We start from the raw sequence: 18,744 nt of genomic DNA, 5'->3' as shown, positions 1-18,744 counted from the left end.
ATCGAGACAGCCCTCCCGTGGGGGCTGAATACCGGATCTACCGAGGGTCGCCGCCATGTCGCGCAACCTCTGCCTCACCCGTCAATGCCTGGGCCTTGTGACCCGTATCGAGTGTGCCATCCGCCCATTGGCGGGAGATACGGGCATGTGGACCTTACTCTTTGCCGCCGGAATGGCCGGCGAACAACCTTCTGCCATTAAGGCTCAGGGCCCTTTTCATGGTCCGTTTGTGGCTGAGTCGATCCTCGACACCATCGTTGAAAGCCTCACTCTACACGGCTATGAGCTGGCCGATGATCCGCAAATCTGGTGCCTGCACCTGCAAGCTCAGCTGCGGGAAATCAATGGTGGTCGTTGCCGAAATCCTGGAGGTTTCGAGTTTCGCCCCGAGCACTGAACAGGTTATTGGGCAAGGTGGGACGTGTCCGCCTTGTCGAGTTTGACCTCGAAACCATATTGCACGGTGGCGAGGTCGGTTCGTTGATAGGTTTCCAGTCGGGCAGGCTGCCCGTAGAAGTAATGCACGCCCAATAATGCCGGGCCTTCTGCGCTCGCATCGTGAATGACCGAAAGAATCTCCTTCAGATAACTGCCGCTGTCGTCCTGGGCGAAGAAACGCCAGTCCTGGGCGGGAAACAGCTTCAGATCAACCACCAGCGCATTGCCTTTGAGCACCAGGCCTTTGGGCAACTGGTGGGCGTCGATGGTTTTCTTTTCGACGGTGGCGAGGAACAGCGGCATGGAGCCCACCGCGTAAGCCGGGGTTTGCGCAAACAAGTTCAAGTCGTAGGTAATGGTGCCGCGCAGAGGATCAACCTGGTAAGCCTCTGGCGGCAATTCAATCGGTTCATCGCGTTTGCCATTACCGTCCTCGGTAAAGAAGCTGACCGGACTCTCGCCGGGGTTGAAGGAGGTGCCGAGCAACTCGTCATTGAAGCTTTTGGAATGATAGAACTCGATACGCGCGGCGCTGGGGTCTTCGACCGACTGACTGATACTGACATTCTTTTTCAGTTGTTCCTCACCGAGCGTTGCGCCTTTGAGCCAGATCGGGGCCTGGTCGTCGTACACCACCACCGGCAAAGTCAGTGGCTGGATGGTCTTTTCCGTGGTGTGTGAGTCGAAGCGTCGGACTGACAGGTCCAGGTCCTTGCGGGTCACTGTGGCGGTTGAAAAGTCCAGTACGCTGACATCGAGGGTCTGGATCGGCCCGTTGAAGTACACCTTGGAATAATGGTGGCTCTGTTGCTTCTCAAACGCGCGCTGCTCTTCATCGATCTGTTTTTCGAAGTGCTCGCTCCAGGCTTTCTGCTGCTGCATTTTCGCCAGTTGCTGTTGATAGAAAGCAATTTGTGCTGCGGTTTCATTGATCGAGCCTGAGCGCGAGAGAAATTGCCCGGTGCTGTCCTTGGCCTGAACGATCAGCGGGTTCAACGGTGTTTCGCTGACCTCGGGGGCCAGTGGTGCGCTGTTGTTGAATTCGATTTCGGCGTAGTTGTTGGCAAGGTTCAGCAGGGTGACGCTGAGGTTGTCGTTGGTGCGAGTCTGGCCAACGTCCTTTTTTGTCAGGTCGAAGCTGTAGAGCCGGCGCGGTGCGATCACTTCCACCTTGCCTTGCAGGCTCACCGGTTGTGGCTGGTGCTTGTTGTCGACGTCCAGGCCATCGATGAAGGGGTAGGTCACCGTCAGGTCGTCGGGGTGGGTCAGGTTTGAGCTCGACGGGCTTAACTGTATACCTGGATCGGTTTCCGACCATTCCGGCTGAAACGCGATGACGCGTTTGTTGCTCAGGGTCACTGATTGCCATTCCAGGCCATGGGGAAAGAGAAACGCAGCCGGAATGTTGAAGTTAAAAGGGAACACCGGTTGCAGATCGGTCAGGTAGTCGGAACTGGAGTCTTTGTGCAGCACGAACAGACCGTTGATGTACGTGTCGACCAAGGCTTGTGGCGTGGGGTAGTGCTTGAGCACGGCGAGGGCGTCTTCGCCGTATTCTGTTTCCACCGGTTTGCTGTCGAGCTTGAGTTGCGCGCGCTCGAGCAACAACAGTGAGCCACCGAGTTCAGCCACGGCATCCTTGAGTTTCGGATCCTGTATCGCATCCAGAGACTTCTCGAACTGCGCAGTCTTTTCCTCGAGGCTGACCTGGCGTTTCTCATCGCTGGGAGAACAGGCGCTCATCAGCAAAGCCAGGCAAATTCCGGCGCTCGTTAGAGGCAATCGCACATCCATTTCCCGTCTTCCTGTCCGATGTCGCTGAGCTGTCAATGCTTTGGACACTAGCAGAAAAACCTTGTCACACACGCGCAGGTTGCGGATTTCCCGACGGTTTCTGGCTGCTTCTGGGTATAGACAGGTGGCTGGTATACTCGTGGCCATTTTCAACCCCACCTGTGAGATTTAATGGAACGCTTTATCGAAAATGCAATGTACGCCTCCCGCTGGCTGCTGGCGCCGATCTACTTCGGTCTGTCCCTGGGGCTGCTGGCGCTGGCGCTGAAATTCTTCCAGGAAGTGTTTCACGTCATCCCTAACGTGTTCTCGATGGCCGAGTCGGATCTGATTTTGGTGCTGCTGTCGCTGATCGACATGGCGCTGGTGGGCGGCCTGCTGGTGATGGTGATGATCTCCGGGTACGAGAACTTCGTTTCCCAACTGGATATCGACGAAGGCAAGGAGAAGCTCAACTGGTTGGGCACCATGGACTCCTCTTCATTGAAGATGAAGGTGGCCGCTTCCATCGTGGCGATTTCGTCCATCCACCTGCTGCGGGTTTTCATGGACGCCAAGAACGTCGATCCCGAGCATTTGAAGTGGTACGTGATCATCCACATGACCTTCGTGATTTCCGCGTTTGCCATGGGTTATCTGGATAAGCTGACCAAACACTGATAGCTAGACACAGAGTTGTGAAACAGACGGGCGGTGTCGTTTGTGGCTTGTACTTTGATGCGCCGAGGCTTATGCCTATAAGGATCTTGGCTCGCCACTGTGTGAGGTGTGTTCATGGACCTGCAAGAGTTGAATGCCTATGCCATCGCCGGGAAGATCGATGAGCTCAACCTGATCTCGATGGAAGGTGGGATCTACCTGTTGGAAGCGCGGATGCATGGCGCGGCGTATCCATTGAGTGATGCCCGCGGCCAGATGTTTCATCTGCGCTCGGTCGAGCATGCGCGTGAAGTGCTTCACGCCTTTCCCAGCTTGCCATTCAATCTTGTACATGTTTCGGTTCATGACGAGATGTGTGGACTCGGCATCGAGGAAAGCCTGAAGGTACCAATCGCGTGGCAGCACTGACGGCGCTCATCAACGCGATGGCATCTGTGCTAGTCTGCTGGCCCTTTTGGTTCCGGGCGCTCCGGGATGCGCTGTGCACGCACGGCAAGTTCCAGAGCCGTCCGCACAGCGGAGCAGTGTCATGTCCGAAGTAAATCTGTCCACCGACGAAACCCGCGTCAGCTACGGTATTGGCCGTCAGCTGGGCGACCAACTGCGCGACAACCCGCCGCCGGGCGTTAACCTGGACGCGATCCTGGCGGGTCTGACCGACGCATTCGCCGGCAAGGAAAGCCGTGTGGGTCAGGAAGAAATGTCCGCAAGTTTCAAGGTTATCCGCGAAATCATGCAAGCTGAAGCAGCCGCCAAAGCTGAAGCAGCTGCTGGCGAAGGCCTGGCATTCCTGGCTGATAACGCCAAGCGTGACGGCATCACCACCCTGGCTTCCGGCCTGCAATTCGAAGTGCTGACCGCCGGTGAAGGCGCCAAGCCAACCCGTGAAGATCAAGTGCGTACTCACTACCACGGCACCCTGATCGACGGCACTGTGTTCGACAGCTCCTACGATCGTGGTCAGCCTGCAGAATTCCCGGTCGGCGGCGTGATCGCTGGCTGGACCGAAGCCCTGCAACTGATGAACGCCGGTAGCAAATGGCGTCTGTACGTGCCGAGCGAACTGGCTTACGGCGCTCAAGGCGTTGGTAGCATTCCACCGCACAGCGTACTGGTATTCGACGTCGAACTGCTCGACGTTCTGTAATCCCTTGATCCTGTAGGAGCGAAGCTTGCTCGCGAATGCATCACCTCGGTTTCAAGTTTGAACCGAGTTGTCTGCATCGCGAGCAAGCTTTGCTCCTACAAGGTTTTGTCGCGTTTCTCATATCTCGATCTTGTGGTGCAGTTCGCTTGTCGGGCGCAATGCCCGGGCATAGCAGAACAGAAACAGATTGCGCACCAGTTCCTTGAGCACCACCGGCTCGCTGGAACTCAAGCCGTTGACGTCCAGATCACCCTGATCCTGCAGCTCGTTCAAGGCTTCTTCTTCAAGCACCGCACAGACTTCCCCGGTTTCCCGATGGAGAATCCTGAGGTAAGGGTGTGGCCGGTCCAGCCAGGCATCGATCAAATAAGTCATGGGTCTCATCTCCATTGATTGGTTCCGATGAGAATAATTCCTATTCAATAAATAGCAAGGGCCTATTGGCGGTTTGAGTATTTTTCCGGGTAAAGATTGCGTAAGGTCAGAACGGCTGGCGTTTGGCTATTGCGAAGGGTTGTTGGGTAAAGCGGGGGAGGTTAAACACCATCCCACGCAGGGCGCAGGATGGAAGACAACAGGTTCAGACTTTTCTGACGAACTCGGATTTGAGCTTCATCGGGCCGATGCCGTCGATCTTGCAATCGATGTCGTGATCGCCATCGCACAGGCGGATGTTCTTGACCTTGGTGCCGACCTTGACCACCAGCGACGTGCCTTTGACCTTGAGGTCCTTGATCACGGTGATGGTGTCGCCGTCCTGCAGGACATTGCCCACCGAATCCTTTTTTACGGTGTCATCGGACACTGCTTCGGCTTCGCCGCTGGCGGACCACTCGTGGGCGCACTCAGGGCAGATCAGCTGGGCGCCGTCTTCGTAGGTGTATTCGGAATTGCATTTTGGGCAGGGTGGCAACGTGCTCACTAAAGCTCCTTGGAGTCAGGGTCGCTAAAAGTCGCACATTGTATAGGGTTTTTAGGCGCAGGAGGGTGAGGGAGCAAACCTGTGGGAGAGGGCTCCCACAGGTTGAGGTCTGTCAGTGCGTGCGTGCGACCGCAAACTCGCTCAATTCGACCAGCGCATCGCGATACTCGCTGGCTGGCAGCGCATCGAGGCATTTGATTGCGCGGGCCACGTAGTCGCGAGCCAGTTGGGCGGTGTACTCCAGCGAGCCTGACGCTTCCACGGCTTCGCGGATGCTTTCCAGGTCTTCGATACCGCCTTTCTGGATCGCCTTGCGAACCAGTGCAGCCTGCTCCGGCGTACCTTCACGCATGGTATAGATCAACGGCAGGGTCGGCTTGCCTTCAGCCAGGTCGTCACCGACGTTCTTGCCCAGGGTTTCAGCGTCACCTTTGTAGTCCAGCAGGTCGTCCACCAGTTGGAAGGCTACGCCCAGGTGGTCGCCGAAGGTACGTAGCGCTTCGCTCTGCTCCGGCGTGGCTTCGCACAGGGCTGCGGCGCTGTGGGTCGACGCTTCGAAGAGCATCGCGGTCTTGCCGCGGATGACCTCCATGTAGGTTTCTTCAGTGGTGCTGGCGTCACGAACCTTGGACAGCTGCAACACTTCGCCTTCGGCGATGATGCGCGTGGCTTGCGAAAGGATCTTCATGACCGGCATGGAGCCCAGTTCGACCATCATTTCGAAGGACCGCGAATACAGGAAGTCGCCCACCAGTACGCTCGGAGCGTTGCCCCACATGGCGTTGGCAGTCGAGCGGCCACGACGCATGCCGGACATGTCGACCACGTCGTCATGCAGCAGGGTCGCGGTGTGCAGGAACTCGATGGTCGCGGCCAGCAAGCGCAGGTCATCGCCTTCGCGGCCCAGGGCCTTGCCACACAGCAGCACTAATAATGGACGCAGGCGTTTACCGCCAGCCGAGGTAATGTAGTCGCCGATTTTCGATACCAGCGGCACTCGGGAAGTCAGCTGCTTCTTGATGATGCCGTCGACGGCGCTAAAATCGTCCGCCACCGCGCGGTAGAAAGCTTGGGGTTGCATCAGCGACAGTTGCTCCAGAAGGGTTGCGCGGCATGCTAGGACCCACGTCGGCGGGTGTCAAGGTACGATGGACGGCCTCTTGCAACGTCCCGGCAGCTTGCGTACAATCGCGCACCCTGAACTTCCTGGGCAGCACCTGCCTTACGCAATTGCAAACAGGCCTTCCAGCCTTATGCAGCCATGCCAGCCAATACCTCTTCTTATAAAGAGCTGGGTGAGCAGGATTATCGGAGAAATACCATGTCGTACGCAGTAATTGTTACTGGTGGCAAGCAATACAAGGTCGCCCCAGGTGAATACCTGAAGATCGAAAAACTGGAAATCGCTACTGGCGAATCCGTTACTTTTGATCGCGTTCTGTTGGTTGCCAATGGCGATGACGTGAACATCGGCGCTCCAGTTGTTGTTGGCGCTACCGTTGTGGCTGAAGTGATCTCCCAAGGTCGTCACGATAAAGTCCGCATCATCAAGTTCCGTCGTCGTAAGCACCACATGAAGCGTATGGGCCACCGCCAGTGGTACACCGAGATCAAAATCACCGGTATTCAGGCTTAATTTCAGCCTAATTCCTCACTAGGAGAATTGACTCATGGCACACAAAAAAGCTGGTGGTAGTACCCGTAACGGTCGCGACTCAGAAGCCAAACGCCTTGGCGTGAAGATGTATGGCGGCCAGGTTATCATTCCGGGCAACATCATCGTGCGTCAGCGCGGCACCCAATTCCACGCCGGTTACGGTGTTGGCATGGGTAAAGATCACACTCTGTTCGCTAAAATCGACGGCGTGATCAAGTTCGAAGTAAAAGGCGCTTTCAATCGCCGTTACGTAAGCATTGTTCCGAAGACTGCAGTCGTCGCGGCATAATTACGTAGATGCTGGAAAAGCCCTGTCTTGCGACGGGGCTTTTTCGTTTGTGGGGTGAGTCTCTTGCAAAGCTGTTTGTGATGGGCTCCAGCGCTGGATTTGCGGTCGTTGATTGAGGTCGCTGCGCTCATTTTTGCAAGAGTCTTATGTCTAGGTTTTTTCGGCTCGTCCGTATGGCGAGAGGCGTTGTGTTATGAAGTTTGTTGATGAAGTATCGATTCGAGTAAAGGCCGGTGACGGCGGCAACGGTTGCATGAGCTTCCGTCGCGAGAAATTCATTGAAAACGGCGGCCCGAACGGCGGTGACGGTGGTGATGGCGGCTCGGTCTATATGATCGCCGACGAAAACCTCAACACCCTGGTGGACTACCGTTACACCCGGCACTTCGATGCCGAGCGCGGTTCCAACGGCGGCAGCACTGACTGCACCGGCAAGAAAGGTGAAGAGCTGGTGCTGCGTGTCCCGGTCGGCACCACCGTCATCGACTCCGCTACTCAGGAAGTGATTGGCGACCTGACAAAAGCTGGTCAGCGTCTGTTGGTTGCTCACGGCGGCTGGCATGGTCTGGGTAACACCCGATTCAAGTCCAGTACCAACCGTGCTCCGCGTCAGACCACTCCGGGCAAGCCGGGTGAAGCGCGTGATCTGAAGCTGGAAATGAAGGTGTTGGCTGACGTCGGTCTGCTGGGCTTGCCGAATGCTGGCAAGAGTACTTTCATTCGTTCGGTGTCGGCCGCCAAGCCGAAAGTCGCCGACTACCCGTTCACCACGTTGGTGCCGAACCTGGGCGTGGTCAGTGTCGATCGCTGGAAAAGCTTCGTGGTCGCGGACATTCCGGGTCTGATCGAAGGCGCTTCCGACGGCGCGGGCCTGGGGATTCGTTTCCTCAAGCACTTGTCGCGTACCCGTTTGCTGCTGCACCTGGTGGACATGGCGCCGCTCGATGACGCCAGCGCGCCGGATGCTGCTGAAGTGATCGTCAGCGAACTGACCAAGTTCAGCCCGTCCCTGGCTGAGCGTGATCGTTGGCTGGTGCTGAACAAGTGCGACCAGATCCTTGAAGAAGAGCACGATGAGCGCGTCAAGGAGATCGTTGATCGCCTGGAATGGACCGGTCCGGTCTACGTGATCTCGGCTATCTCCAAGCTCGGCACTGAGCGTCTGTGCCACGACATCATGCGTTACATGGAAGATCGTGCCGATCGCCTGGCTAACGACCCCGTCTACAAAGAAGAGTTGGCCGAACTCGATCAGCGCATCGAAGACGAAGCCCGTGCTCAGCTGCAGGCCCTGGATGACCAGCGTGCCCTGCGCCGTAGCGGCGTGAAGTCGGTCCACGACATCGGCGACGATGATTGGGATGAAGAAGATGTGGATGACGAAGACGGTCCGGAAATCATTTACGTGCGTGACTGATTCGTTGCAGTAAACTTAAACGCCGCTCAATCGAGCGGCGTTTTAGTATCTGGAAATCGGTAGTCACGAATAACGTCACGGGCAGCGCTGGGTCGCGCTGTCCTCAAGCTAAGGTTGAAGATGATGCGGAGCAAGGTGACAGGTGCGCAGCGTTGGGTCGTGAAGATCGGCAGCGCTTTGCTGACAGCGGACGGCAAGGGCCTGGATCGCGCGGCAATGGGTGTTTGGGTCGAGCAGATGGTGGCTTTGCATGAGGCTGGCGTCGAGCTGGTGCTGGTGTCCTCCGGGGCGGTGGCGGCCGGTATGAGCCGCTTGGGCTGGACCGTACGACCCAGTGCGATGCACGAGTTGCAGGCCGCCGCCGCCATCGGTCAGATGGGGCTGGTGCAGGCCTGGGAGTCGAGCTTTGCCGAGCATGGCCGGCATACCGCGCAGATTCTCCTGACTCACGACGACTTGTCCGACCGCAAGCGCTACCTGAACGCCCGCAGCACCTTGCGAGCGTTGGTTGAGCTGAAAGTTATTCCGGTGATCAACGAAAACGACACCGTGGTCACTGACGAAATCCGTTTCGGCGATAACGACACTTTGGCGGCGCTGGTGGCCAACCTGGTCGAAGCTGACTTGCTGGTGATCCTCACCGATCGCGATGGCATGTTCGACGCCGATCCGCGCAACAACCCTAACGCCAATCTGATTTACGAAGCGCGCGCCGATGATCCGGCGCTGGATGCGGTGGCGGGCAGCACAGGTGGTGCGCTGGGGCGGGGTGGCATGCAGACCAAATTGCGTGCTGCGCGGCTGGCGGCGCGTTCCGGTGCGCATACCATCATCGTCGGCGGGCGGATTGAGCGCGTGCTGGATCGCCTCAAGGCGGGCGAGCGCATCGGCACCTTGCTGTCACCTGAGCGCGGCATGCTGGCGGCGCGCAAGCAATGGCTGGCCGGGCACCTGCAAACCCGCGGCACGCTCGTGCTGGATGCCGGTGCGGTGACGGCGCTGTCCCAAGGCAACAAAAGTTTGCTGCCCGTAGGTGTCAAGCGGGTCCAGGGTAGCTTCCGTCGTGGCGAGATGGTGGTTTGCGTGGCGCCGGACGGTCGTGAAATCGCCCGAGGACTGGCCAACTACAGCGCGCTGGAAGCACAAAAAATCATCGGTCAGTCGTCTGAGGCGATTGTCGGTCTGTTGGGTTACATGGCGGAGCCGGAACTGGTTCACCGCGATAACCTGATCCTGGTCTGAAGGAATACCTGAATGCGCGTTGCAAAAGGATTGTTGGGTCTGCTGTTGGCGATGCCGCTGCTGGCCTCGGCCGAGGAGATTGGTCAGGTGTCGACGGTGTTCAAGTTCGTCGGTCCGAACGACCGTATTGTCGTTGAGGCGTTTGATGATCCAAAGGTCGAGGGCGTGACCTGCTACCTGTCGCGAGCCAAGACGGGCGGCGTGAAGGGTAGTTTGGGGCTGGCTGAAGATCGTGCTGAAGCCTCTATCGCTTGCCGTCAGGTCGGGCCGATCAGCTTCAAAGGCGAGTTGAAGGATGGCGATGAGGTGTTCAAGGAGCGCACGTCGCTGGTGTTCAAGACCATGCAGGTGGTGCGATTCCTCGACAAGAAGCGCAATACGCTGGTGTACCTGGTCTACAGCGATCGGGTGATCGAAGGCAGTCCGCAGAATGCGGTGACGGCGATTCCAATTTTGCCGTGGGCGCACACTCAGTAATTTGAGGAAGATCAAAATAGGGGAGGGGCCTGGCCCTTCCCATTTTTTGCGCTGCGTTTACTCAAATCGCAGGCAATAAAAAACCGACCTCAGGGTCGGTTTTTTAACAAGCTTATCGCTTATGCGGCAACAGCAAGGTTCAGAGCCTTGACGTGACCGTTCAGGCGGCTCTTATGACGAGCAGCCTTGTTCTTGTGGATGATGCCTTTATCGGCCATACGGTCGATAACTGGCACGGCCAGAACGTAAGCAGCTTGAGCTTTTTCAGCGTCTTTTGCGTCAATGGCTTTAACTACATTCTTGATGTAGGTACGAACCATGGAACGCAGGCTGGCGTTGTGGCTGCGACGCTTCTCAGCCTGTTTTGCACGTTTTTTGGCGGAAGGTGTGTTGGCCACCGTCGAGCTCCTCGAAAGACTTTTTAGGAAATAGCAAACAAAATAGGCCGCGAATCATGCCGATGAGTTGATGTCTTGTCAAGGGCGGTTGAGACGTTCCGCTAAGTGGTAGGTATAAGAGGCGGGATATTTATTTCCGGCGCTTGACCTGTAAACTCGCGAGCTTTGGCTCTGTGCTGCTGCGGCGCGGAGTATCGCATAAGTAGGCGCTTTGTTCGCCTGCTGTTTATCGACAGGCACAAACTCTTTCAATGAATCTGCTCAAATCGTTGGCCGCCGTCAGCTCTATCACGATGCTTTCCCGGGTTCTGGGGTTCGTACGTGACACCCTTATCGCGCGTATATTTGGCGCGGGGATGGCGACCGACGCCTTCTTTATCGCCTTCAAACTGCCCAATCTGCTGCGGCGGATCTTCGCTGAAGGGGCATTTTCCCAGGCGTTCGTGCCGATTCTTGCTGAATACAAAAGCCAGAAGGGCGAGGAGGCGACGCGAACCTTCATTGCTTACATATCGGGTCTGCTGACGCTGGTGCTGGCGCTGGTCACCGCTTTGGGCATGATCGCCGCGCCGTGGGTCATCTGGGCGACCGCGCCGGGTTTCACCGATACGCCGGAAAAATTCGAGCTGACATCCGATCTGCTGCGGGTGACCTTTCCTTATATATTGCTGATCTCCCTGTCTTCATTGGCCGGGGCGATCCTCAATACGTATAACCGCTTCTCGGTGCCGGCCTTCGTACCGACCCTGCTCAATGTCAGCATGATCATCTTTTCGTTGTTTCTGACGCCGTATTTCGATCCGCCGGTCATGGCGTTGGGCTGGGCAGTACTGGTGGGCGGCCTGGCGCAATTGCTCTATCAGTTGCCGCACCTGAAGAAGATCGGCCTGCTGGTGTTGCCACGTCTGAACCTGCGTGACAGCGGCGTCTGGCGGGTCATGAAACAAATGCTTCCGGCGATTCTCGGCGTGTCCGTGAGCCAGATTTCGCTGATCATCAACACCATTTTTGCCTCGTTCCTGGTCGCCGGTTCCGTGTCCTGGATGTACTACGCCGACCGTTTGATGGAATTGCCCTCCGGCGTTCTGGGTGTGGCGCTGGGTACGATTCTCCTGCCGACCCTGGCCAAGACCTATGCCAGCAAGGATCGCCAGGAATATTCGCGGATCCTCGATTGGGGTTTGCGCCTGTGCTTCGTGCTGGTGCTGCCGTGCTCGCTGGCGTTGGGTATTTTGGCTGAGCCGCTGACGGTTTCGCTGTTTCAGTACGGTCAGTTCAGCGCGTTTGACGCCTCCATGACGCAACGGGCGCTGATCGCTTATTCGGTCGGTTTGCTCGGGATTATCGTGATCAAAGTGCTGGCGCCGGGCTTTTATGCGCAACAAAACATCCGCACGCCGGTAAAAATCGCTATTTTCACCCTGATCGTTACCCAATTGTTCAACCTGGTGTTGATCGGCCCGCTGGCCCATGCCGGTCTGGCTTTGGCCATCAGCATCGGTGCGTGCATTAACGCCAGCCTGCTGTTCTATCAACTGCGCAAGCAGCAGATGTATCAGCCGCAACCGGGTTGGGCGAAGTTCGCTGCCAAACTAGTGATCGCGGTGTTGGTGATGTCTGTTGTGCTACTGGTCGGGATGCATTTCATGCCGACGTGGGATCAGGGCCATATGCTTGAACGGTTCCTGCGTCTGGGCGCACTGGTTGTTGCCGGTGTGGTCGCTTATTTCGGCATGTTGCTGTTGATGGGCTTCCGTTTGCGCGACTTCAATCGCAAGGCGTTGAGCTGAGGTCCTTGCCTTGATAAACACGGGCGAATCGACGGTTTTGTCGGCTCGATCACTTTGGGATACGGTGTTGCCTGTCGTCGGCCGCCGGGTGTGGTTATAATCGACCACTTTATGAGCAAGAAGCGCGTTATGCAGCTGGTTCGAGGCCTCCACAATCTGCGCCCCCAGCATCGGGGCTGTGTCGCCACTATTGGCAACTTTGACGGTGTTCACCGTGGCCACCAGGCGATCCTGGCGAGGCTGCGTGAGCGAGCGCTCGAGTTGGGCGTGCCCAGCTGCGTAGTGATTTTCGAGCCGCAGCCGCGAGAGTTCTTCGCCCCTGACGCGGCTCCGGCCCGTCTGGCCCGGCTACGGGACAAACTGCAGCTGTTGGCTGAGGAAGGTGTCGACCGGGTCCTGTGCCTGGCCTTCAATCAGCGCTTGAGCAAGCTCAGCGCCAGCGAATTCGTCGACACCATTCTGGTGGACGGCCTCAGGGTCCAGCATCTGGAGGTCGGTGACGACTTCCGTTTCGGCTGTGACCGGGTAGGGGATTTCGATTTCCTGCAACAGGCCGGCGTGATACAGGGCTTCACCGTCGAAGCGGCGCAAACCGTTGAGCTGGACGGCATTCGCGTCAGCAGCACTCAGGTGCGAAATGCCTTGGCCGCCGCCGATTTCGACTTGGCCGAACGGCTGCTCGGTCGTCCTTTCCAGATCACCGGGCGGGTCCTGCATGGCCAGAAGCTGGCACGGCAACTGGGCACGCCGACCGCCAACATACAACTCAAGCGTCGTCGCGTGCCGCTGACCGGGGTTTACCTGGTCAACGTCGACATTGACGGCAAGACCTGGCCAGGCGTCGCCAACATTGGCGTGCGGCCCACGGTACAAGGTGATGGCAAAGCCCACCTCGAAGTGCACCTTTTAGATTTTGCCGGCGATCTGTATGACCGGCGTTTGACGGTGGTTTTCCACCACAAGCTGCGTGAAGAGCAGCGTTTCGCCTCTCTGGAGGCGCTTAAGACGGCGATCAATGCGGATGTTGCCGCCGCCCGTGCCCTGTCGCACCTAGCGCCAATCGCTAATGAAGAGCCTTAAATGACCGACTATAAAGCCACGCTAAACCTTCCGGACACCGCCTTCCCAATGAAGGCCGGCCTGCCTCAGCGCGAACCGCAGATTCTGCAGCGCTGGGACAGCATTGGCCTGTACGGTAAGTTGCGCGAGATTGGCAAGGATCGTCCGAAGTTCGTACTTCACGACGGTCCTCCGTACGCCAACGGCACGATTCACATCGGTCATGCGCTGAACAAGATTCTCAAGGACATGATCATCCGCTCGAAAACCCTGTCGGGTTTCGACGCGCCTTATGTTCCGGGCTGGGACTGCCACGGTCTGCCGATCGAGCACAAAGTCGAAGTGACCCACGGCAAGAACCTGGGCGCGGACAAGACCCGCGAACTGTGCCGTGCGTATGCCACCGAGCAGATCGAAGGTCAGAAGTCCGAATTCATCCGTCTGGGTGTGTTGGGCGACTTTGCCAACCCGTACAAGACAATGGAATTCAAAAACGAGGCCGGTGAAATCCGCGCCCTGGCTGAAATCGTCAAAGGCGGTTTTGTGTTCAAGGGCCTCAAGCCTGTGAACTGGTGCTTCGACTGTGGTTCGGCCCTGGCTGAAGCGGAAGTCGAGTACGAGAACAAAAAGTCCTCGACCATCGACGTGGCCTTCCCGATTGCCGACGAAGCCAAGCTGGCTGCCGCTTTCGGTCTGCCGTCGCTGGGCAAACCTGCTTCGATCGTGATCTGGACCACCACCCCGTGGACCATTCCGGCCAACCAGGCGCTGAACGTTCACCCGGAGTTCAACTACGCCCTGGTCGACGTCGGCGACAAACTGTTGGTGCTGGCTGAAGAGCTGGTCGAGTCGTGCCTGGCGCGCTACAAGTTGGAAGGCTCGGTCATCGCGACCACCACCGGTAAAGAGCTGGAACTGATCAACTTCCGTCACCCGTTCTACGATCGCTTGTCGCCGGTTTACCTGGCCGAGTATGTCGAACTGGGCGCCGGCACCGGCGTGGTTCACTCCGCACCGGCTTACGGCGTGGACGACTTCGTGACCTGCAAGAAGTACGGCATGGTCAATGACGACATCCTCAATCCGGTACAGAGCAACGGCGTCTACGCGACGTCGCTGGAGTTATTCGGTGGCCAGTTCATCTGGAAGGCCAACCCGGCCATCGTCGACAAGCTGTCGGAAGTCGGCGCGCTGCTGCACACCGAAACCATCGAACACAGTTACATGCACTGCTGGCGTCACAAGACCCCGCTGATCTACCGCGCCACCGCGCAGTGGTTCATCGGCATGGACAAAGAACCTGCGACCGGCGACACCCTGCGCAAGCGCGCGATCAAAGCCATCGAAGAGACCAAGTTCGTCCCGGCCTGGGGCCAGGCGCGCCTGCACTCGATGATTGCCAACCGTCCGGACTGGTGCATCTCCCGTCAGCGCAACTGGGGTGTGCCGATCCCGTTCTTCCTGAACAAGGAAAGCGGCGAGCTGCACCCACGTACCGCCGAGCTGATGGAAGAAGTCGCCAAGCGCGTCGAAGTCGAAGGCATCGAAGCCTGGTTCAAAATGGACGCCGCCGAGTTGCTCGGTGACGAAGCGCCGCAGTACGACAAGATCAGCGACACCCTGGACGTCTGGTTCGATTCGGGCACCACGCACTGGCATGTCCTGCGCGGTTCGCACCCGATGGGCCACGAGACCGGCCCGCGTGCCGACTTGTACCTGGAAGGCTCGGACCAACACCGTGGCTGGTTCCACTCCTCGCTGTTGACCGGTTGCGCCATCGACAATCACGCGCCGTACCGCGAGCTGCTGACTCACGGCTTCACCGTCGACGAGTCCGGTCGCAAGATGTCCAAGTCCTTGGGCAACGTGATCGCGCCACAGAAGGTCAACGACACGCTGGGCGCCGACATCATGCGTCTGTGGGTCGCTTCCACCGATTACTCGGGTGAGATGGCGGTTTCCGAGCAGATCCTGCAACGCAGTGCGGACGCCTACCGGCGCATCCGTAACACCGCGCGCTTCCTGCTCTCCAACCTGACCGGTTTCAACCCGGCCACCGACATCCTGCCGGCCGACGAAATGCTCGCGCTGGACCGTTGGGCCGTGGACCGCACCCTGCTGCTGCAACGCGAGTTGCAAGAGCACTACGGTGAGTACCGCTTCTGGAACGTCTACTCCAAGATCCACAATTTCTGCGTGCAGGAGTTGGGCGGTTTTTACCTGGACATCATCAAGGACCGTCAGTACACCACTGGCGCCAACAGCAAGGCCCGCCGTTCGGCGCAAACCGCGCTGTACCACATCAGTGAAGCGCTGGTGCGCTGGATCGCGCCGATCCTCGCCTTCACCGCCGACGAACTGTGGGAATACCTGCCGGGCGAGCGCAATGAGTCGGTGATGCTCAACACCTGGTACGAAGGCCTGACCGAGCTGCCGGAAAACGTCGAACTGGGCCGCGCCTACTGGGAGCGGATCATGGCGGTGAAGGTCGCGGTCAACAAGGAAATGGAAATCCAGCGCGCGGCCAAGGCCGTCGGCGGCAACCTGCAAGCCGAAGTGACGCTGTTCGCCGAAGAGGCGCTGAGCGCCGACCTGGCCAAGCTGAGCAACGAACTGCGCTTCGTTCTGATCACTTCGACCGCCAGCGTTGCGCCTTTTGTTCAGGCACCAGAGGACGCTGTAGTCACCGAAGTCAGCGGCCTGAAGCTGAAAATCGTCAAGTCGGCCTTCGCCAAGTGCGCCCGTTGCTGGCACTGCCGTGAAGACGTCGGCGTGAACCCGGAGCATCCGGAAATCTGCGGTCGTTGCGTCGACAACATCAGCGGCGCGGGCGAGGTTCGTCACTATGCCTAATGCGGCTGGCCGTTTCGGACGGCTGAGCTGGCTCTGGTTGAGTTTGTTGGTCCTGGTTATCGACCAGGCCAGCAAGTTCTACTTCGAAGACAAGCTCGAGATGTACCAGCAAATCGTGGTGATCCCCGATCTGTTCAGCTGGACACTGGCCTACAACACAGGCGCGGCGTTCAGTTTTCTAGCTGACAGCTCTGGCTGGCAGCGCTGGTTGTTTGCCCTGATCGCTGTGGTGGTCAGTGCAGTGCTGGTGGTCTGGCTCAAGCGTTTGGGGCGCAACGAAACCTGGCTGGCCGTCGCTTTGGCGCTGGTGCTGGGTGGCGCGCTGGGCAATTTGTATGACCGCATTGCCTATGGCCATGTGATCGATTTCATCCTGGTGCATTGGCAGAACCGCTGGTATTTCCCGGCGTTCAACGTTGCCGACAGTGCAATTACTGTCGGTGCCGTGATGCTTGCGCTGGATATGTTCAAAAGTAAAAAGACTGGAGAAGCCGTTCATGACTGAACAGGTATTGGCTGAGCAACGCATCCGCCAGAACACGGAAGTCACCTTGCACTTTGCACTGCGCCTGGAGAACGGCGACACCGTCGACAGCACCTTCGACAAAGCCCCGGCGACCTTCAAGGTCGGCGACGGTAACCTGTTGCCAGGTTTCGAAGCAGCGCTGTTCGGCTTCAAGGCTGGCGATAAGCGTACGCTGACGATTGCGCCGGAAAACGCTTTTGGCCAACCCAACCCGCAGAACGTACAGATCATCCCGCGCTCGCAGTTCAAGGACATGGACCTGTCGCCTGGCTTGCTGGTGATCTTTAACGATGCGGCGAATACTGAGTTGCCCGGTGTAGTGAAGGAATTCGATGACGAGCAAGTGACCATCGACTTCAACCACCCGCTGGCCGGCAAGACATTGACCTTTGACGTCGAAATTTTCAGCGTCAAATCGCTGTAACTGACCCAACACGGGTCGAATGTAGGAGCGAAGCTCTGCTCCTACAGGTTTAATTTTCTTGCGCGCAAGACACGAGGCACAGCATGCAAATCAAACTCGCCAACCCCCGTGGCTTCTGCGCCGGTGTGGACCGGGCGATCGAAATCGTCAACCGAGCCCTGGAAGTCTTTGGGCCGCCGATCTACGTGCGCCACGAAGTGGTCCACAACAAATTCGTCGTCGAAGACCTGCGTGCTCGTGGAGCGATCTTCGTCGAAGAGCTGGATCAGGTGCCGGACGACGTCATCGTGATCTTCAGTGCCCACGGTGTTTCCCAGGCGGTACGTACCGAAGCTGCCGGCCGTGGTCTGAAGGTGTTCGACGCTACCTGTCCGCTGGTGACCAAGGTGCACATCGAAGTGGCGCGCTACAGCCGCGACGGCCGTGAATGCATCCTCATCGGCCACGCCGGTCACCCGGAAGTCGAAGGCACCATGGGCCAGTACGATGGCAGCAACGGTGGCGCGATCTATCTGGTCGAAGACGAGAAAGACGTCGCCGCCTTGCAGGTGAACAACCCTGAAAAACTGGCGTTCGTGACCCAGACCACCCTGTCCATGGACGATACCAGCCGCGTCATCGACGCACTGCGTACGCGCTTCCCGGCGATCGGTGGCCCGCGCAAGGACGACATCTGCTACGCCACGCAAAACCGTCAGGACGCGGTCAAACAACTGGCCAACGAATGCGACGTGGTGTTGGTGGTCGGCAGCCCGAATAGCTCCAACTCCAATCGCTTGCGTGAACTGGCCGAACGCATGGCCACTCCGGCCTACCTGATCGACGGTGCCGAAGACCTGCAAAAGAGCTGGTTCGAGGGTGTCGAGCGAATCGGCATTACCGCTGGCGCCTCCGCGCCGGAAGTCCTGGTGCGTGGCGTGATCCAGCAATTGCAGGCGTGGGGCGCTACCGGCGCCGATGAATTGGCCGGTCGCGAGGAGAACATCACCTTCTCCATGCCAAAAGAGCTACGCGTCCGTTCGCTGCTCTAGGTTTTCTCCTCCCACGCAAAGTGCCTGTGCAGTCTTGTTGCTGCGCAGGCTGACGCGACCGCTCGATGCCAGCACCACCTGGAGCTGACTCACCGGTTCGCGGGCTGCGCAAATGTGCAATGTCCCCGATTGAAAGCCACCGTACAGCGGTTCGCCCAGATGGCTGAATCGTATGGAAGTTCTGACATACTGATTGCCGAAAATCGGCACCCGAGTGTCACTCCGGCGCTCGACCAGCAGCGGATTGCTGATGTCCTCATGTCCCTTACCGCTGACATCCAGAATGATCCGCCAGCCCTGGCTCCAGTCGTCGTTTATCCCGTGAATGACGACGGTCTTATTTCGCGTAATCGCTTCGCTTCTGGCGCTGCGTATACCGCTGACCAGAGACTTCGCCGCCTCCTCGCGATGGTTCGATTCAGTCAGTGCTGCGAATGCTGGACTGACCAGTTGCAGAACAATCCCGACAATTGCCAGTCCCATGAGCAGTTCGATCAGGCTGAAACCTCGCTGATGCATGTCATCTCCCTCCCTGGAGTGCGGCGGCCCGCGCGATCCCTGCGCGAGTAATGGCAAAACAACCGAACATCTGCTGGTCGAATGTTCTAGCGTGTAGAAGC

General features: G+C 58.1%; 21 protein-coding genes. 15 read left to right on the top strand and 6 right to left on the bottom strand.

The genetic code is table 11. The annotated features are described in order from the left end of the window. Nucleotides 1–55 precede the first annotated feature (55 nt). A complete protein-coding gene (locus ACYZTR_RS24340) occupies nucleotides 56–397 on the top strand; it encodes a PA4575 family protein (protein ID WP_046048783.1) in 342 nt (113 codons plus the stop codon). A 5-nt stretch (nucleotides 398–402) separates the two neighbouring features. On the opposite strand, the gene ACYZTR_RS24335 is transcribed toward ACYZTR_RS24340, so the two are convergent. Further along, nucleotides 403–2,232, bottom strand: a complete 1,830-nt coding sequence (locus ACYZTR_RS24335; RefSeq protein ID WP_461974497.1) for a hypothetical protein — start codon at nucleotides 2,230–2,232, stop codon at nucleotides 403–405. 171 nt (nucleotides 2,233–2,403) lie between these two features. Here ACYZTR_RS24335 and ACYZTR_RS24330 point away from each other — a divergent pair, with 171 nt between their 5' ends. From ACYZTR_RS24330 to ACYZTR_RS24320, 3 genes are all read left to right on the top strand, one after another. Further along, nucleotides 2,404–2,892 carry a TIGR00645 family protein gene (locus ACYZTR_RS24330; RefSeq protein ID WP_461974495.1) on the top strand — a complete coding sequence of 163 codons (489 nt, stop codon included), beginning with the start codon at nucleotides 2,404–2,406 and terminating at the stop codon, nucleotides 2,890–2,892. 114 nt (nucleotides 2,893–3,006) lie between these two features. After that, a complete protein-coding gene (locus ACYZTR_RS24325; RefSeq protein ID WP_282381062.1) occupies nucleotides 3,007–3,300 on the top strand; it encodes a DUF6482 family protein in 294 nt (97 codons plus the stop codon). Nucleotides 3,301–3,421: 121 nt separating this feature from the next. Beyond that, nucleotides 3,422–4,039, top strand: coding sequence for an FKBP-type peptidyl-prolyl cis-trans isomerase (locus ACYZTR_RS24320; protein WP_461974493.1), 618 nt, complete (start codon nucleotides 3,422–3,424; stop codon nucleotides 4,037–4,039). Nucleotides 4,040–4,156: 117 nt separating this feature from the next. On the opposite strand, the gene ACYZTR_RS24315 is transcribed toward ACYZTR_RS24320, so the two are convergent. The 3 genes from ACYZTR_RS24315 to ACYZTR_RS24305 all read right to left on the bottom strand — a co-directional run bounded on the left by ACYZTR_RS24315 (nucleotide 4,157) and on the right by ACYZTR_RS24305 (nucleotide 6,042). After that, nucleotides 4,157–4,414 (bottom strand): PA4570 family protein, encoded by a 258-nt coding sequence (locus ACYZTR_RS24315; protein WP_008154268.1) that lies wholly within the window; start codon nucleotides 4,412–4,414, stop codon nucleotides 4,157–4,159. A 205-nt stretch (nucleotides 4,415–4,619) separates the two neighbouring features. Beyond that, a complete protein-coding gene (locus ACYZTR_RS24310; RefSeq protein WP_008154270.1) occupies nucleotides 4,620–4,961 on the bottom strand; it encodes a zinc ribbon domain-containing protein YjdM in 342 nt (113 codons plus the stop codon). 112 nt (nucleotides 4,962–5,073) lie between these two features. After that, the gene (locus ACYZTR_RS24305; RefSeq protein ID WP_461974490.1) at nucleotides 5,074–6,042 is read right to left on the bottom strand and encodes a polyprenyl synthetase family protein; all 969 of its coding nucleotides are present in this window, start codon (nucleotides 6,040–6,042) and stop codon (nucleotides 5,074–5,076) included. Between the two features lie 240 nt (nucleotides 6,043–6,282). Here ACYZTR_RS24305 and rplU point away from each other — a divergent pair, with 240 nt between their 5' ends. From rplU to ACYZTR_RS24280, 5 genes are all read left to right on the top strand, one after another. Then, nucleotides 6,283–6,597 (top strand): 50S ribosomal protein L21, encoded by a 315-nt coding sequence (rplU, locus tag ACYZTR_RS24300; protein WP_461974488.1) that lies wholly within the window; start codon nucleotides 6,283–6,285, stop codon nucleotides 6,595–6,597. Between the two features lie 34 nt (nucleotides 6,598–6,631). Beyond that, the gene (gene rpmA, locus ACYZTR_RS24295) at nucleotides 6,632–6,907 is read left to right on the top strand and encodes a 50S ribosomal protein L27 (RefSeq protein ID WP_046048788.1); all 276 of its coding nucleotides are present in this window, start codon (nucleotides 6,632–6,634) and stop codon (nucleotides 6,905–6,907) included. A 193-nt stretch (nucleotides 6,908–7,100) separates the two neighbouring features. Then, entirely contained in the window at nucleotides 7,101–8,324 is a 1,224-nt protein-coding gene (cgtA, locus tag ACYZTR_RS24290) for an Obg family GTPase CgtA (RefSeq protein WP_461974485.1), read from the top strand. Between the two features lie 123 nt (nucleotides 8,325–8,447). Next, a complete protein-coding gene (proB, locus tag ACYZTR_RS24285; RefSeq protein ID WP_461979873.1) occupies nucleotides 8,448–9,566 on the top strand; it encodes a glutamate 5-kinase in 1,119 nt (372 codons plus the stop codon). Between the two features lie 12 nt (nucleotides 9,567–9,578). Beyond that, a complete protein-coding gene (locus ACYZTR_RS24280; RefSeq protein WP_461974483.1) occupies nucleotides 9,579–10,043 on the top strand; it encodes a CreA family protein in 465 nt (154 codons plus the stop codon). A 119-nt stretch (nucleotides 10,044–10,162) separates the two neighbouring features. On the opposite strand, the gene rpsT is transcribed toward ACYZTR_RS24280, so the two are convergent. Next, on the bottom strand, nucleotides 10,163–10,441 hold the full coding sequence (rpsT, locus tag ACYZTR_RS24275) for a 30S ribosomal protein S20 (protein ID WP_008154937.1): 279 nt from the start codon (nucleotides 10,439–10,441) through the stop codon (nucleotides 10,163–10,165). 251 nt (nucleotides 10,442–10,692) lie between these two features. On the opposite strand from rpsT, the gene murJ reads away from it, so the two are divergent. The 6 genes from murJ (at nucleotide 10,693) to ispH (ending at nucleotide 18,124) form a co-directional block, all read left to right on the top strand. Next, the gene (murJ, locus tag ACYZTR_RS24270; RefSeq protein ID WP_461974481.1) at nucleotides 10,693–12,231 is read left to right on the top strand and encodes a murein biosynthesis integral membrane protein MurJ; all 1,539 of its coding nucleotides are present in this window, start codon (nucleotides 10,693–10,695) and stop codon (nucleotides 12,229–12,231) included. A 129-nt stretch (nucleotides 12,232–12,360) separates the two neighbouring features. Then, nucleotides 12,361–13,311: a bifunctional riboflavin kinase/FAD synthetase gene (ribF, locus tag ACYZTR_RS24265; protein WP_461974479.1), complete on the top strand. Its 951-nt coding sequence runs from the start codon at nucleotides 12,361–12,363 to the stop codon at nucleotides 13,309–13,311. After that, the gene (gene ileS / locus ACYZTR_RS24260; RefSeq protein WP_461974477.1) at nucleotides 13,312–16,143 is read left to right on the top strand and encodes an isoleucine--tRNA ligase; all 2,832 of its coding nucleotides are present in this window, start codon (nucleotides 13,312–13,314) and stop codon (nucleotides 16,141–16,143) included. Then, complete coding sequence (lspA, locus tag ACYZTR_RS24255) at nucleotides 16,136–16,648, top strand: signal peptidase II (RefSeq protein ID WP_461974475.1); 513 nt, start codon at nucleotides 16,136–16,138, stop codon at nucleotides 16,646–16,648. Before ileS ends, lspA begins: the two co-directional genes overlap by 8 nt. Before the next feature lie 7 nt (nucleotides 16,649–16,655). Then, nucleotides 16,656–17,093, top strand: coding sequence for an FKBP-type peptidyl-prolyl cis-trans isomerase (gene fkpB / locus ACYZTR_RS24250; protein ID WP_461979871.1), 438 nt, complete (start codon nucleotides 16,656–16,658; stop codon nucleotides 17,091–17,093). Between the two features lie 83 nt (nucleotides 17,094–17,176). Next, a complete protein-coding gene (gene ispH / locus ACYZTR_RS24245) occupies nucleotides 17,177–18,124 on the top strand; it encodes a 4-hydroxy-3-methylbut-2-enyl diphosphate reductase (RefSeq protein WP_461974473.1) in 948 nt (315 codons plus the stop codon). Here ispH and ACYZTR_RS24240 read toward each other — a convergent pair. After that, entirely contained in the window at nucleotides 18,101–18,643 is a 543-nt protein-coding gene (locus ACYZTR_RS24240) for a GspH/FimT family pseudopilin (protein WP_461974471.1), read from the bottom strand. The two genes, ispH and ACYZTR_RS24240, sit on opposite strands and share 24 nt — an antisense overlap. Nucleotides 18,644–18,744: the final 101 nt, after the last annotated feature.

The organism is Pseudomonas sp. Hz4 (assembly GCF_054898165.1).
Note: the sequence above shows the minus strand (reverse complement) of the source record. Positions and strands in the feature narration are given on the sequence as shown.